This window comes from Moorena sp. SIO1F2, from assembly GCF_010672755.1.
GTDB lineage: Bacteria > Cyanobacteriota > Cyanobacteriia > Cyanobacteriales > Coleofasciculaceae > Moorena.
On sequence record NZ_JAAHFV010000026.1, the window covers coordinates 28,663 to 43,921 of the forward strand.

Here is a 15,259-nt window from a genome sequence, read left to right on the forward strand (position 1 = left end):
CATTGATTTTTCTGTATAGATTAAGACAGACAAGCCCTAAATCACAGCAATGCATTCAATCTCGACTAAAACATCCTTAGGTAGTCGGGAAACCTCAACACAAGCACGAGCTGGAGCCTCTTCCTCGTTAAAGTATTTGGCATAGATCTGATTTACTGTCGCAAAATCATTCATATCTGCCAGAAATACCGTGGTTTTGACTATGTCCGGGATTTTAGCTCCAGCAGCGACTAGGATAGCTTCAAGATTAGCCATTACCTGTTCTGTCTGCTTGGCGACATCATTACCACCAACAATCTCACCGGTGCTAGGGTCAAGGGGAATTTGACCAGCGACAAAAATCATTTGACCGCTGACTGCGATCGCTTGATTGTATGGTCCTACGGGTGCTGGGGCATTGGGGGTACGGATAATCTTTCGTGTCATAGTCTTCAGTCGTTCCAGGATGCACAAGTTGACACATTCCAAGATAGCAGTTTGAGCATTCCCATCTCAGCCTTATCCCTGACCGATACGTCTTGACCTTGGTAGTAAGGAGGTCAAGAATAGGGGGATGATGGGTAATAGTGGTATTAGTAGGATGAGGGGCAAGAAAGTGCTATGTCATCAATGCACCTCATTATCAGTAGTATCAGTAATCAGCACTAACGCACCAAGACCCTTCAAACCGGGTTTCTGGTTATAAATCAAAGGCTGATATCCAGTAATTATATTAAGAAACCGGGTTTATGCTTAAGTCCTGTAACCATTAACTAGTAACAATAGTAACCATTAATTATTAATTATTCTATACTGAGTCTAGATTTTGGAGAGGATATTTGCTACTAGTTAAAAACCACAAAAACTAATAACTTAAAAAAAATTTTTAATGAAAAATAAAATCCTGAACACTATAGATGAACTAGGTATTCGATTTGTGCGTATCCTCTGGTGCGACAATGCTAACATCATCCGTGGTAAAGCAGTCCACTGGAAAACCTTACCAGACTACCTCAAGCACGGTGTGGGCATTTCAGCAGCCCAGCAAGCTCTACCGGTGATGTATGATGTCCCAGTCCCAGGCAGTGGCTTGGGACCCATCGGTGAAATCCGCTTAGTACCGGATTGGGAAACCTTAACCCCCTTACCCTATGCTCCTGGTCATGCCCGTGTGTTTGGGGATATGGTCAACAATGGTAGCCCATGGCCGTATTGTCCCCGAAACTTCCTCAAAAGGATGGTAGCAGAAGCGGAAAGTGAGGGCTTACAAGTGGTTGCTGCATATGAAAATGAGTTTTACCTGCTGCAGCCAACCCCTGAGGGTATTCTACCGGTAGACAATACCGTATTTGCCTCGACGCTGGCAATGGATCAACATCAGCAGGTGATTGACCACATTGCTGAAGCCTTGGTCGAGCAAGGCATGCCCGTAGAGCAGTATTACCCAGAATGTGGTCCTGGTCAACAGGAAATTTCTATACTATACACCCAAGCCCTACCAGCGGCAGATCAACAAATAGCCTTTCGGGAGACAGTAAAAGCGATCGCATTTCAACATCACCTGGTTGCCTCATTTCTGCCCAAAATCCTAGCTGACCAAGCTGGTAATGGTTGTCACCTCCACCTCAGCCTATGGCGGGATGGCAAAAACCTGTTACTCAATCCAGAAGGGGATGGGGGACTTTCCCAAGTCGCCTGTCAGTTTATTGCTGGAATTTTACACCATTTACCTGCTTTAATGGCACTAACCACACCCAGTACTAATTCCTATCGACGGATTCGCCCTCATTGTTGGAGTGGCGCGTTCCGTTGTTGGGGAATCGATAACCGAGAGGCTGCGGTCAGGGTACCGAGTAACCCAGACGGTGAGAGTCCAACCAATTTTGAACTGAAAACTGTTGATGCTTCTTCTAATCCTTATCTAGCCTTGGGAGCAGTAATTGCGGCTGGCTTGGATGGAATTCGTAACAGTTTGGAATTGGGAGAAGCCGTAGCGGTAGATCCAGGACATTTGACAGAATTAGAACGTAGTCAGAGGGGTATTGAGTTATTGCCAACTAATTTAGGGGAAGCGATTGGTAACTTAAGTGCTGATCAAGTACTTTTGGATGCCTTAGGAGTAGAATTGGCTCAAGCCTATCTAGCGGTAAGGAAAGCCGAGTGGGAGGCAATGAAAGATTTTGAGTTGGAGGAGGAAGTAGAGCTTTTATTAGAGCGATATTGAATCAATTGATATTGGTAAGCATTCAGCCGTCAGCTAATGCGCTACGCGCACGCTACACCGAACAGCTAGCAGAAGCTTAAAGCTGATAGCTGAATGCTTAGGCATACTTGTTTATATTTTAAATTAGAAAGGGGACGTGATAGGATAAAAAATCCCACTTGATCGTAAGCATTCAGCTATCAGCCGTCAGCTGTCAGCTTATTTTATTCACAAGCACCATTAGTAGCCTAAGCTATGGGCATAAACTGTTCGCGTAGCGTGGCCACAGACCTTTAGCTGTTCGGTGTAGCGTGGGCGTAGCCCATTAGCTGATACGCGACACGCTGATAGCTGACGGCTGAATGCTTACACTTGATCTAATCGCAACCGTCCCTATCTTTAATTGGCAAGAGGGTAACGTTTCACTTTGTATGATGCCTGTTGTGTCCCCCTGATTCCGCTTATTCCTAACTCCAATTCACTCAGCTTTTTTTGTAAACCACAGTACTGAATTTCTGCAACACGTAGATTCTCGGCTGCAACTTGCTTTTTATCGTTTAATTGACGTAATTTTCCCTGAGATACATTTATTTTCTCTTCCAAACTGCGTATTTCTCCTCGAAGAGCAACGAAACGTTCTTGTGATGTCTGTACTTCAGTGCGGAAAGTGTTTCGTTGTTGTTGTAGGGTTTTGATTTCCCCTCGCACAGCCACTAGTTTCTGGTCTAAACCTCGTTGTTCACGGCGAGAGGCTTCTAGCCGTTCTTGGGAAGTTTTGATTTCCCCTCCCACAGCCACTAGTTTCTGGTCTAAACCTCGTTGTTCACGGCGAGAGGCTTCTAGCCGTTCTTGGGAAGTTTTGATTTCCCTTCCCACAGCCACTAGTTTCTGGTCTAAACCTCGTTGTTCACGGCGAGAGGCTTCTAGCCGTTCTTGGGAAGTTTTGATTTCCCCTCCCACAGCCACTAGTTTCTGGTCTAAACCTCGTTGTTCACGGCGAGAGGCTTCTAGCCGTTCTTGGGAAGTTTTGATTGCCCCTCCCACAGCCACTAGTTTCTGGTCTAAGCTTCGTTGTTCACGGCGAGAGGCTTCTAGCCGTTCTTGGGAAGTTTTGATTTCCCCTCGCATACCCACTAGTTTCTGGTCTAAACTTTGGCGTTCTGCCTTGAAGGATTTAAACCGTTCTTGGGTAGTTTTAATTTCGCCTCTGAGAGCCACTAACTGTTGCTGAGATTGACGCACTTTTACTTGAGAGGATTCTAGTTGTGACTGTGCGGTTTTAATTTTGCCTCTGAAAGCGACTAACTGCTGCTGAGATTGACGCACTTGGGCTTGAGAAGATTCTAGTTGTGACTGTGCGGTTTTAATTTTGTCTCTGAGAGCCACTAACTGCTGCTGAGATTGACGCACTTGGGCTTGAGAAGATTCAAGCTGTGCTGTTGCTGCCTGGGTTTCACTGCTAAGGAGAAGGAGTTTTTCTTCAGCCGTGCTGATCTCAGTGCGAACCGCAACGAGTCTTTGCTGTGAGGTTTGTAACTCCCTTTGAGATTCTCCTGAAGTTTGTAAAACTGTCAGTAATCCAGCTACTTCCACATCGTCAGGCTCGTATTTTGCTGCTTTTTTAAAGGAAGCGATCGCATGTTCGTAGTGACCGATGCGATAGAGGGCAAATCCTCGCTGTTTCCAAGCCAAAGAGTTTCGAGCATCAAGTTGAATCGCCTTGTCAAAATCCGTGATTGCTTTTTCATATCGACCAAGTTTGTAAAAAGCCGTGCCTCGGTCAATCCAAATTGAAGCAGCCTTGGCATCCAGTTCCAGTACTTGGTTGTAGAATGCGATCGCCTCAGAATACCGTTTTAAATCATAAAGCAGCACACTGGCAATTTTTTTAGGAATAATTGTCTGTACCAACTGCTGTTCAAATTCTGATGTGGCTTGAATTGAAAGTGCTTGCTTCCAGGCAGTAATCACCGCATCGTATCGTTTGAGTTCATGGTTTGCCTTGCCTTTCTCAAACCACGCTAAAAGGTAATTGGGCTTAATTTTAATCGCTTGATCATAGGAAGCGATCGCGGCTTCGTACTTGCCCAAGCTACTCAACGTATCCCCTCGCCAATACCAAGCTAAGAAAGAGTCTGGCTGAAGTTTTACAATCTGCGACCGTATCGTTATCTCTTCACTATACTTACCAATTCCTCGTAACTGACTGGCTTGTTGCCACAACTCATTGATTATTCTCCCTTGTGCCACAAGTTTCTCTGTCGAGGCGTTACGGCGGTCAAAATCCATCTGAGCAACGACAGTTTGAGCATTACCACTAGCCATACTTGTCGTGAGCAAAGTAGCTAGGGATACTACTACTTTAAACGGGAAATTTTTCATCTTTGGTGGTTAAGCAGTATTCTAGTTGAATTAAAATTAGGGATTACTGTCATAATATTACCAGCAATCTTAGCAAAGACACAGTTACCAAATACACAGTTAGAGGTATCACCATCCAAATGGTTTACCCCACCAACAACTAAAGCGATCGCTACCAATCCTCCAAACAGACCCTAGGGGTCTTCGGGTACTTCCTGCCTTCGTAGTTCAATAAACTTTTTTTTACGTTAACTACCAGACAATTATCTCTAGCATCTAATAATGTGAAATGATTAAGCTGTGGACTATCACCGCTATTGACCAACACGCTCACAACCTGCTAACTCCTGAAGCTGCTGCTAATTGGAATTTGTGCCAACCAGTAAACTGATGTATTCTTCTGATGCTCACAATATCCCGGAATTATATTACTTGGGAGCCAAGTGGGCACGGATAGTATTGGCACAGGTTTTGGAGGGAGCGATTCAGGATGGGGATTTGACTGCTAAGGAGGCGGAGTCAGTTGCTATGGGGATTTTGTGTGATAATGCTCGTGTGCTTTATGGGGCTAATAGTTTTTGATGAAACTCCAAAAGCCCATAGACGCGCTAGCGCTTCGGTGCAGGGTAGGACGGGAATAGGAAAAGGACTATTTGAGTTTCTGTTTTCCGGATACAGTGGCAGAAATGGTGGAGTTAAAAGAAGTAGATGAAATTTAATTACCACCCTGAGCCGTTCCTTCGGGCTTAGGGTTTTTTTGCTGCACTTTCCGCCAAAATCCAACGATTACCCAAATCTTAAAATAGCTCAGCTAAAGTTATTAGCAACTTATTTTGATTCCTGCGCTTAAAGTCTTAGGGGTTTTGTTATTGTTAGGTGGTAATATTAGAAATGAACAATAAATAGTTAGCGATAGACTAACTAAACATTAATTACTAGTCAGTAGCTAACATAAGGCTAAAAATAAACCTGTTTTTATTTTCCCTCTCCTCCTATCCGTTACATCCGTTACCCATCAGTTGCAGTATTTATCCTATATTGGTACTTTTAGCTTACCTTAACCCAACACAATTTTAAGATGACCCGTGTAATTGGCTTAATGAGCGGTACATCTGTAGATGGCATCGATGCTGCACTAGTAGAAATTTCTGGCTCAGACTTAGATTTAAAGATTGAGCTACTGGCTGGTGCTACCTATGGCTACCCCACTGAACTCAGGGAGAAAATTCTAGCCGTCTGTGCTGGAACTCCCCTATCCATGGCAGAATTGGCAGCATTGGATGATGCGATCGCATTTCAATTTGCCCAAGCAGCATTGGCAATTGGGACTGGGTTACCCCCCGCTGAGTTAATTGGTTCCCATGGTCAAACAGTATACCATCGACCATTAGGGGTCAAGGGTGTTCGCGTAGCGTGGCCTTTTGGCCAAGGTTTTTCCGAGTTGAAAGTTGACAGGTTGAATGTTGAAAGTTCTTCCGAGTTGAAAGTTGGCCGGTTGAATGTTGTTCGCGTTCGCGCAGCGGAGGCCGAAGGCCACGCTACGCGAACGGCTTTGCCGAAAGCGTGGCCTTTTGGCCAAGGTTTTCCAGACAACCTGCAACCTGATAACCTTCAAGCTGGTAACCTACCCTTCTCGAACGCCAAAGGCGAACAACCTGCAACGGAAACTAACCTTGGCCAAAAGGCCACGCTACGCGAACAACCTGATAACCTTCAACCTGATAACCTTCAACCTGCTAACCTTCAACCTGCTAACCTTCAACCTGATAACCTTCAACCTACTAACCTTCAACCTGCTAACCTTCAACCTGCTAACCTTCAACCTGCTAACCTTCAACCTGATAACCTTCAACCTGCTAACCTTCAACCTGCTAACCTTCAACCTGCTAACCTTCAACCTCTAACGACTCTGGGATATAGCCTTCAACTGGGACGGGGAGAGGTGATTGCTGAGATTACCGGTATCAAGACCATCAGCAATTTCCGTGTGGCTGACATTGCTGCTGGGGGAGAAGGTGCGCCTCTGGTTCCTAAGATAGATGCCTGTTTGCTCCGGTCATCTACCCATAACCGATGTATCCAAAATATTGGTGGTATTGGTAATGTTACTTACTTGCCAGTTAGTGAAGGGAACTGGTTGGAACAGGTATATGGCTGGGATACTGGTCCGGGGAATGCCCTGTTAGATCTGGCTGTCGAGTATTTTACCAACGGTAGAAAAACCTATGATTACAATGGAGAGTGGGCAGCAAGTGGCACTCCCTGTGAGGCTCTCGTCGAACAGTGGCTTTCTCAAGAGTTCTTCAAGATACCGCCCCCAAAATCTACCGGACGAGAGTTGTTTAGTCGAGATTATCTCAAGCAGTGTTTGGTAGAAAGTGAAGCCTATAACCTTGCTCCTGCTGATTTCCTGGCAACACTCACAGAACTCACTGTTGCCTCTATTGTTGAGAGCTATCGCAACTTCTTGCCTCAAATGCCAGATCAAGTACTATTGTGTGGTGGAGGGGCAAGCAATTTATACTTGAAGCAACGGTTGCAAATTAGACTAGATTCGGTGCCAGTATTAACCACTGACCAGGTTGGGTTAAGTCGGGATTTTAAAGAAGCGATCGCATTTGCTGTTTTGGCTCATTGGCGTAACCTGGGTATTCCCGGCAATCTCCCTCAAGTAACCGGTGCTTCAGAGGCTGTATGTCTAGGAAACCTGTATTCTCCGAGATCGCAACACCACTCATCCTAAAACTGGGTATTTTAGGGTTCCTATGCGTTGTCAAATGCAGTTAATAAGCTGCTCTTGCCATATCAGCTTAGAATCCCCGTTGGCTGAGACTGTGGGAGAGTTCAACTAGTTTGTCTGTTACTCCGTAGGAGTCGGGCTACTCCCGGAAGTTTGCCAATGGGATAACCTGAGGGGGTAAACCCCACAACCTTAAGGATAGCAGCTAAAATGAGTGGGGAACGTCAGAGGGTAATATTCAGTAACAGATAAAGAGTAACACCGTGGCTCACACCTTTTTATTGGAGGCAGGATGCTGGAGACTTCGGGGCAATTGGCTGGAACGCAATGGAAAATTAATTGTAGTCAGAGGTGGGACGATGGTTACCTGGAGTCGGGAAAACTGGTTTACCATGGTCACAAGACTGGTTTTTCCCAATCGTGAACGGGAGGATATCTCTTGCCAGTATCTAGGGCGTCTCGATACTGGCGACCAGAAGTATACCTTTGTCTTACAGCATAGCCTCCTAGGTCGTGTCGAGGGAGAAGGCTGGGTGGCTCGAGAATCCATTGTGCAACGGTATTGGGTATTAGGGGATCCCCAACGACGCAGTGGTTTTGAAACCCGGTATCAACGTAATGAAAATATATACTACCTCTCCAGTAGCATTATGGCAGGTCATTATCTGAGTAGCACAATGGAAGCAACTTTGGAACGTCAGCCACAATAGAAGTATTCTGGAATTAAGGGAGTTTTAATAGCAGTACACCTGTGACCGTTGCTATTTAGTTCATCTTCCTTAGTCCTTAGTCAGTTTAGTCCTTAGTCTTTAGTCCTTAGTTTTTTGTGATCCACATTAAGTCTGCTGGTATTTACAAAAGACCAATGACCAATGACCAATGACCAATGACCAATGAGCGATGACTAGAGACTAATGATTCATGAACACGTTATTTTCCAGATTTCACCAAGGAACTTATGATCACAGACCCTAACAAAGGTCGTCTACTCGCCAATCGCTATCAACTGGTCAAGTTGATCGGCAAAGGTGCTATGGGTCAAGTGTATCAAGCCAAAGATATGCTCCTCGGAGGTGTAACCGTTGCTGTCAAGTTTCTCTCCCATACATTATTGAACCAAAAAATGCGCGATCGCTTTGAGCGGGAAGCAACGATTTGCGCTTTGCTTGGTGAGAAAAGCAATCACATCGTGCGAGTTAGGGACTATGGCATAGATGAAAACGATATTTCCTTCTACGTCATGGAATACTTGGCAGGGGGAAATTTAAGCGCAATAATTCACACTAAAACCCTATCCTTACCCCGATTTTTGCATATTGCCCGTCAAATTTGTCTGGGATTACAATGTGCTCACCAAGGCATTGTATTTAAAGGCACACTCACTCCAATTGTGCATCGTGATATTAAACCCAGTAACATTATCGTTGTCGAAGATTCCTCCTTCGGTGAACTGATCAAAATCCTTGACTTTGGCATTGCTAAGCTTCTTCAGTTTGATGGTGCTCAAACCCATTCTTTTATGGGTACCCTAGCCTATTGTTCACCGGAACAAATGGAGGGAAAGGAACTGGATAAACGCTCTGATATCTATAGTCTAGGGGTGATGATGTTTGAGATGTTAACTGGTCACATGCCCATTCTTCCAGAAGATCATTCCTTTGGTAGTTGGTACAAAGCTCATCACTTCAGCCCACCTAAATCATTTGCATCGATTAACCCCAAGCTAAAGCTGCCGAAGTCCCTAGAGAAGCTAATCATGACCTGTATAGCGAAAGAGGTATCTGATCGTCCTCAAAATGTCGGGATTATCCTACGAACATTGGATTCATTAAACGAAGGTCATGATCGCGGTCGCTATCTGGGTCATCGGATTCAAACAATACTATCCGAGAAGCCTCTGAGTAAGGTAACACAAATACTTCCCGTATCAGGGAATGATATTTGTCGGCAAACCTCCTGGCCCGATGACAAGCCTAAAGCATCTATTGTCTTTTCTAAGATAATTCGTACCACAAGCCAAACCTTTCCTACCCTCTGGGTGATGCTGACTAAAGAAGAGATTGAGAACCGTCAGGTTAGTACACGCTACAACCAATTCTTGTATCTTATTCTACCTCATCCAATGGTGCTATGGATTACCGCAGTGCATAATCGCTACCACGGTGCTTGTTGGCTTCCTTGCTACTTAGACCTCAAAACAAATCAGGGTCAGAACATAATCAGACTTTTGGGAGATACTGGATATTACAGTATTTTGTTTTTTGATCAATCAAAACCAGAAAAGTGTGCTAATGTCATGACCTCAACCATTGCTCCTGCCCAACGCCAGCTATTCATTGATTGGGCGAATTCGTCTAAGACAATAAACTCAACTAATCAAGCAATGTTGAGCAAACGCATACTTAAGCAAGAGTTTGAAAAGCTGAAGCCAAAGATTTTGATGAAGTTAGAAGCTGCTCATACAGATTACCCTACTGATATTTCAGGTTAAAACAAGTTACATGCAACAAGTTACTGGTAACTTGTTACTTGATAAGAGATTTATTTTTTTTATTGGTTCTTCAGTACCTTTTATGCTAAAGTTCCAGTTAAAAAAACTCATAAAGCTTACTGTACAAGGAAAATTATGCTATTCAACTAACAAAAGTTACTGAATACAGCCTCTTCCCACTGTTCCCTATTCCCTGTTCCCTGTTCCCTATTACAGACTGTTTATTTAGCATAACAATTACGGAAGAGCATTCTTATTTTCGATTTTCCCTATTAAACCCTTAGCCAAAACTAATATAGGGATAGCATCAACTCCCGCTGATACTTTTTCGTCAGGGGATGGTCATTACCCAGCACATCAAACACCGCAATCATGGATTTTCTTGCACCATCATCTCTATAGTTACGATGTTTACTGACAATTTCTAAAAAGATTTTGAGTGCTGCTTCATAGTCTCCCTCTACAACTAACCGAGATGCCTGAGCAAATAACTGATCTAATTCACTTTCCCCAATAGGATTCGCCTGCTGCTTAAATTGAATCAATGCTCTGATTGCCTGAGCTCTGGGGAAATATTCTCGATCATTGTATTGAATGGTTTCTAAGAGTATGGTTGCCTCTTCTGGCTCATTAATGTGAACCAAAAAATTGGCCACTTCAATGACTAAACTTTGATTCTCTGGATACTTGGCAATTAGCTGTTCAAACAGCTGTTTGGCTCGGGATATATCCTCAGTTGCCATGGCAACCCGAGCTTCTTCTAGTCCAATGTCTAGCTCAGACTTCAGATTTAACCTAGCTAACATTTCCCGCAACTGAATCTCTGGTAAAACCCCCACAAAACCAGGAATCATATCACCATTGGTGACAATTCGGACATCGGGTACTCCCTCAATTTGAAAGTTATTTGCTAAATCTTGGTTGCGGTCAATATCAACTTTGGCTAAAACAAAGTCGTATTCTTTAGCTAGTTTTTCTAAGGTTGGTTTTAGGAGTTGACAAGGGCCACACCACGTAGCAAAGAAGTCTACTAATACAGGCTTCTCAAAAGACTTTTCTAAAACTTCAGTGGCGTAGTTGCTGCTAGTAACGTCTACAGAAAAACCCATATCAATTATTTCCGTTATCTTGCTGTTGAAATCAAAGATAAAATGTAAGCATATGCGCTACGCGCAGGCTACGCCAACAGCTAATGCTTACGAAGATAGGGAAGAGGAAGAAGAAGGAGGAGAGAATCGCAGGGAATTTTTACCATAAAATATCCCCTTTCCACACTCCTACCTTCCGCCACACTCGACATCAAGTCAAGGTTTGAGCCTTAACGAGGGTGTCATTCCCCTCTAACCCTTACTCAGCCCGCAGAGGATGTAGCTAAGACTTTTCCTGAGCTAGATGCTGCACTGTCCCGGCTAGATTCTACGAGCTTGCCTAGGATAGCGCTAACGTTAGTCTTGGCATCACCGAAGAGCATATTGGTGTTTTCTTTGAAGAACAAGGGATTGCCAACACCAGCATAGCCACTGGACATTCCCCGTTTCATAACCACCACGGTACCAGCTTTCCAAACCTCTAAGACTGGCATCCCAGCAATTGGGCTACTGGGGTCTTCCATGGCACTAGGGTTAACGGTATCATTAGCACCAATCACGAGTACTACATCGGTTTCTGGGAAGTCCTCGTTAATCTCATCCATTTCTAGAACGATATCATAAGGCACATTTGCCTCAGCTAGCAGCACGTTCATGTGTCCTGGTAGTCGTCCAGCAACTGGATGAATGCCAAAGCGAACATTGATACCAGCATTCCTCAAAATCTTGGTAATATCGGACACCGGATGCTGAGCCTGAGCTACTGCCATGCCGTAACCGGGAACAATCATAACACTCTTGGCCCCTTGTAGCAGCTCTACGGTATCTTCTACTGTGGTCTCGGTGACTTGACCTTCGGGCTGATCACCAGCTTTCGCTTTAGCTGTAGTTCCTGCACCTTCGCCGAAGCCTCCTAAAATCACGCTGAAGAAGGAGCGATTCATGGCTCGACACATGATGTAGCTGAGGATAGCACCACTACTACCTACCAGCGCACCAGTGATAATTAGCAGGTCATTGGACAGCATAAAGCCTGCAGCAGCAGCCGCCCATCCGGAATAACTATTGAGCATGGAGATGACCACTGGCATATCAGCACCCCCAATCGCAGCTACTAGGTGGATGCCTAACACTGATGCGATCGCAGCCATAATCAACAGGGGTTGCAGACCAGCCGTCCCCTCTGCTGTCATGAACTGGTAACCCAGCCCGATCACAGCCCCAAGCATAGCCAGATTGAGTACGTGGCGTGCTGGTAACATTAGGGGTTTGCTGCTGATGATAGCTCGTAGTTTCCCAAAGGCTATCACTGAACCGGTGAAGGTAATTGCCGCAATGAACACACCAATATAAATTTCTAACTGGTGAATAGTTACTTCTGCACCCGTTAGGGATTCCCCCCCTTGCAGGTAATTGGCAATACCCACCAGTACAGCTGCAAGACCGACAAAACTATGGAGAATTGCTACCAGTTCTGGCATGGAGGTCATGGCTACCCGAGATGCCACGATCGCACCAATTATCACTCCTGGCAAAATCATCCCTCCCAGAGTGAGGTATGCGGTTACATTGCTACTTAGGGCAGTGGCAACAAAGGCAATCAGCATCCCAAGAATCCCGTAAATATTACCTTTACGGGCGCTTTCCTGGTTAGATAATCCCCCCAGGCTGAGAATGAACAAAGCACTAGCTGCAATATAGGCAACTGTCAACAGATTATTTGACATAGTCTCCTTAGTTTTATGGTGTTCAACTTGAATGTTGTTCGCGTAGCGTGGCCAATAGGCCAAGGTTAGTTGGTTGAATGTTGAATGTTGAATGTTGAATGTTGAATGTTGAATGTTGAATGTTGAATGTTGAATGTTGAATGTTGAATGTTGAATGTTGAATGTTGAATGTTGAATGTTCGCGTAGCGTGGCCAATAGGCCAAGGTTAGTTGGTTGTTGGCCTTTGGCGTTCGGTGTAGGGTAGGTGGTTTGGTTGTTGGCCTTTGGCCTTCGGTGAAGGGTAGGTTCATAAGATAACCTGTAACCTTCAACCTGTAACCTTCAACCTGTAACCTTCAACCTGTAACCTTCAACCTGTAACCTTCAACCTTCAACCTTCAAACCTTCAACCTTCAACCTTCTCAAAACCTTCAAACCTTCAACCTTCAACCTTCAACCTTCAAACCTTCAAACCTTCAAACCTTCTCAAAACCTTCAACCTCAAAACCTTCAACCTTCAAACCTTCAAGGGTCTAACCTATTTCTGAAACATCTTGAGCATGCGTTGGGTTACTAGGAAGCCACCGGAGATGTTGATGGTTCCAACTAAAATTGCGATCGCACCCAGAATAGTAGTAGGTGAGGTGGCTGCGCCGGAAATTTGCAGCATTCCACCAATGATGATGATGCCGCTAATGGCATTAGTAACACTCATCAAGGGTGTGTGCAGGGCTGGTTTTACGTTCCAGATCACTTGCCAGCCTACGAAGCAGGCCAGGATAAATACTGTGAAGTGGGAGAGGAAAGAAGGTGGTGCTCCGATTCCCAAGCCAATTAGAGCCAGTCCCACTAACACTGGCCAGAGCAAGCCCATGATACCCTTTGATTTCTTAGTCTCTGGCACAGACTCCTCTTTAGTTACCGCAGTCTGGGGTTCCGGTGCGGGTTTGGGAGGTGCTGGAGGTGTAGGCCGCTTGGGTGGGGGCCAGGTTACATCCCCAGCGTGTAGCACTAAGGCTCCCCGAACCACTTCATCCTCCATATCGACACGGTAATTTTCACTACCACCCATGTCCTTGAGGAGATGACAAAGGTTGGTGCCATAGAGTTGGCTAGATTGAGTAGCCATACGGCTGGGTAAGTCAGTCAATCCAATGATGGTCACACCTTTGTATTTGTAGACCTCATTGGCTTTGCTCACCTCACAGTTACCCCCTTGCTCAGCTGCCATATCTACAACCACTGAGCCTTCTTTCATACTCGCTACCATTTCCTCAGTGATCAGCAGCGGCGCTTTTTTACCGGGGATCAGGGCAGTAGTGATGATGATGTCCACTTCTTTAGCCTGTGCAGCGAACAATGCCATCTCCGCCTCGATGAACTCTTTACTCATCACCTTGGCATAGCCCCCAGATCCTGTACCGTCTTCTTTGAAGTCCAGTTCCAGGAACTCTCCCCCCATGCTTTCCACTTGTTCCTTAACCACGGGGCGGGTATCGAAGGCGCGCACAACAGCACCCAGACCTTTAGCGGTACCAATAGCAGCTAGTCCAGCTACCCCAGCACCAATCACCAACACTTTAGCTGGGGGAACTTTCCCTGCTGCAGTAATTTGCCCAGTAAAGAAGCGACCAAAGTTATTGGCTGCCTCAATCACAGCCCGGTAACCAGCAATATTGGCCATAGAACTGAGGGCATCCATCTTTTGCGCCCTCGTGATCCGGGGTACCGCATCCATAGCCAACACTGTAGCCTTACGGCTTGACAGTTGTTCCAGCAGTTCTTGGTTTTGGGCTGGCCAGATAAAGCTGATTAAAGTGCCATTTTCCGATAGCAACTCAGACTCATGCTTGTTTAGAGTTGGATGCATCTCAGGGGGACGCACTTTTAAGACAATATCTGCCTCTGACCAAAGGCTGTTCGCATCAGGGATGATTTGGCATTCTGCTTGTTCGTAAGCATTGTCAGGAAAATTAGCTGTCTCTCCTGCTCCCGATTCAATCAGCACATCAAAGCCAAGTTTCTGGAGCACCTTCGCTGTATCCGGTGTAGCAGCTACCCGGCATTCACCTGGGTAAATTTCTTTCGGGATACCAACCTTCATGCGAGTTTTGGTTGGCTGTAAATCTGACGTTTCAGCCTCTTTGGGAATGGCTAGGGTCATTGACTCTCCTTCAGTTGTCTAAATGGAATAACGACGGAAAATTCATTGATCACTAAGGTGGGTCTAGAGGCATCAGGCAAAGGATGTCCAGACCAGCCACTTTCAGGGGCTAAGGCCACCGTATCTCCTAACATAGCTTTTGGTCATGGGTGACAAATACTCCTTAGGTGAGGACAACAAGAATCAGGAAAACTGACGATAATAACTGTTTTCCGTAACTATTTTCGGTAAATAGAATCAGGTAACAACTTCTTTGAAAAATGTTGTCCCTTGTTGACAATCTATCCTTCTATTTCTTTTGATTTCGAGTGGTTTTTAGCAACTGGTAGCTTCTTCTTGCTGGGGGATGTTCACCCTGTTTAGAGGATTCCCAAGTTCAACTAGAACGGGATCAGTTTGCTCCCTGACACCGCCAATGCTTTTAAGCCTGGGCGATTAACTCACTTATGATCAGCTGACTGGCTTCCCATCTGTGCTACTTGTCCTTGTATGCTACTTGTCGTGGTATCCAACACCAGGCATGGCC

Annotated in this window: 11 protein-coding genes and 1 pseudogene; 6 read left to right on the forward strand and 6 right to left on the reverse strand. The window is 45.2% G+C overall.

What is annotated here, in order from left to right; translation table 11 throughout:
• Window positions 1-36: 36 nt before the first annotated feature.
• Window positions 37-426 (reverse strand): RidA family protein, encoded by a 390-nt coding sequence (locus F6J94_RS05715; protein WP_293037915.1) that lies wholly within the window; start codon window positions 424-426, stop codon window positions 37-39.
• A gap of 442 nt (window positions 427-868) precedes the next feature.
• Between F6J94_RS05715 and F6J94_RS05720 the strand changes: the two genes are divergently transcribed.
• Window positions 869-2,203 (forward strand): glutamine synthetase family protein, encoded by a 1,335-nt coding sequence (locus F6J94_RS05720; protein ID WP_293037918.1) that lies wholly within the window; start codon window positions 869-871, stop codon window positions 2,201-2,203.
• A gap of 378 nt (window positions 2,204-2,581) precedes the next feature.
• On the opposite strand, the gene F6J94_RS05725 is transcribed toward F6J94_RS05720, so the two are convergent.
• Entirely contained in the window at window positions 2,582-4,564 is a 1,983-nt protein-coding gene (locus tag F6J94_RS05725) for a tetratricopeptide repeat protein (protein WP_293037921.1), read from the reverse strand.
• Between the two features lie 342 nt (window positions 4,565-4,906).
• On the opposite strand from F6J94_RS05725, the gene F6J94_RS05730 reads away from it, so the two are divergent.
• The 5 genes and pseudogenes from F6J94_RS05730 (at window position 4,907) to F6J94_RS05745 (ending at window position 9,774) form a co-directional block, all read left to right on the forward strand.
• Window positions 4,907-5,125: a hypothetical protein gene (locus tag F6J94_RS05730; protein WP_293037924.1), complete on the forward strand. Its 219-nt coding sequence runs from the start codon at window positions 4,907-4,909 to the stop codon at window positions 5,123-5,125.
• A 496-nt stretch (window positions 5,126-5,621) separates the two neighbouring features.
• Window positions 5,622-5,930: pseudogene (locus F6J94_RS34160) on the forward strand (anhydro-N-acetylmuramic acid kinase); the annotation flags it as partial.
• Window positions 5,931-6,095: 165 nt separating this feature from the next.
• Window positions 6,096-7,286 carry an anhydro-N-acetylmuramic acid kinase gene (locus F6J94_RS05735; protein WP_367142169.1) on the forward strand — a complete coding sequence of 397 codons (1,191 nt, stop codon included), beginning with the start codon at window positions 6,096-6,098 and terminating at the stop codon, window positions 7,284-7,286.
• 260 nt (window positions 7,287-7,546) lie between these two features.
• Window positions 7,547-7,993, forward strand: coding sequence for a hypothetical protein (locus F6J94_RS05740; protein ID WP_293017293.1), 447 nt, complete (start codon window positions 7,547-7,549; stop codon window positions 7,991-7,993).
• Window positions 7,994-8,241: 248 nt separating this feature from the next.
• Window positions 8,242-9,774: a serine/threonine-protein kinase gene (locus F6J94_RS05745; protein ID WP_293037931.1), complete on the forward strand. Its 1,533-nt coding sequence runs from the start codon at window positions 8,242-8,244 to the stop codon at window positions 9,772-9,774.
• Window positions 9,775-10,064: 290 nt separating this feature from the next.
• Here F6J94_RS05745 and F6J94_RS05750 read toward each other — a convergent pair whose 3' ends face one another.
• The 4 genes from F6J94_RS05750 to F6J94_RS05765 form a co-directional block, all read right to left on the reverse strand.
• Entirely contained in the window at window positions 10,065-10,883 is an 819-nt protein-coding gene (locus tag F6J94_RS05750) for a tetratricopeptide repeat protein (RefSeq protein ID WP_293017291.1), read from the reverse strand.
• A gap of 242 nt (window positions 10,884-11,125) precedes the next feature.
• Entirely contained in the window at window positions 11,126-12,589 is a 1,464-nt protein-coding gene (gene pntB / locus F6J94_RS05755) for a Re/Si-specific NAD(P)(+) transhydrogenase subunit beta (RefSeq protein WP_367142170.1), read from the reverse strand.
• A gap of 518 nt (window positions 12,590-13,107) precedes the next feature.
• On the reverse strand, window positions 13,108-14,733 hold the full coding sequence (gene pntA / locus F6J94_RS05760) for a Re/Si-specific NAD(P)(+) transhydrogenase subunit alpha (protein ID WP_367142168.1): 1,626 nt from the start codon (window positions 14,731-14,733) through the stop codon (window positions 13,108-13,110).
• Window positions 14,730-14,867, reverse strand: coding sequence for a hypothetical protein (locus F6J94_RS05765; RefSeq protein WP_229423957.1), 138 nt, complete (start codon window positions 14,865-14,867; stop codon window positions 14,730-14,732). Before F6J94_RS05765 ends, pntA begins: the two co-directional genes overlap by 4 nt.
• Between the last annotated feature and the right edge of the window lie 392 nt (window positions 14,868-15,259).

Coding starts and splice junctions, on each gene's coding strand:
- F6J94_RS05750 (WP_293017291.1), bottom strand. CDS start 10,883: ATGGGTTTTTCTGTAGACGTTACTAGCAGCAACTACGCCACTGAAGTT.
- F6J94_RS05725 (WP_293037921.1), bottom strand. CDS start 4,564: ATGAAAAATTTCCCGTTTAAAGTAGTAGTATCCCTAGCTACTTTGCTC.
- pntA (WP_367142168.1), bottom strand. CDS start 14,733: ATGACCCTAGCCATTCCCAAAGAGGCTGAAACGTCAGATTTACAGCCA.
- F6J94_RS05745 (WP_293037931.1), top strand. CDS start 8,242: ATGATCACAGACCCTAACAAAGGTCGTCTACTCGCCAATCGCTATCAA.
- F6J94_RS05715 (WP_293037915.1), bottom strand. CDS start 426: ATGACACGAAAGATTATCCGTACCCCCAATGCCCCAGCACCCGTAGGA.
- F6J94_RS05720 (WP_293037918.1), top strand. CDS start 869: ATGAAAAATAAAATCCTGAACACTATAGATGAACTAGGTATTCGATTT.
- F6J94_RS05765 (WP_229423957.1), bottom strand. CDS start 14,867: ATGTTAGGAGATACGGTGGCCTTAGCCCCTGAAAGTGGCTGGTCTGGA.
- pntB (WP_367142170.1), bottom strand. CDS start 12,589: ATGTCAAATAATCTGTTGACAGTTGCCTATATTGCAGCTAGTGCTTTG.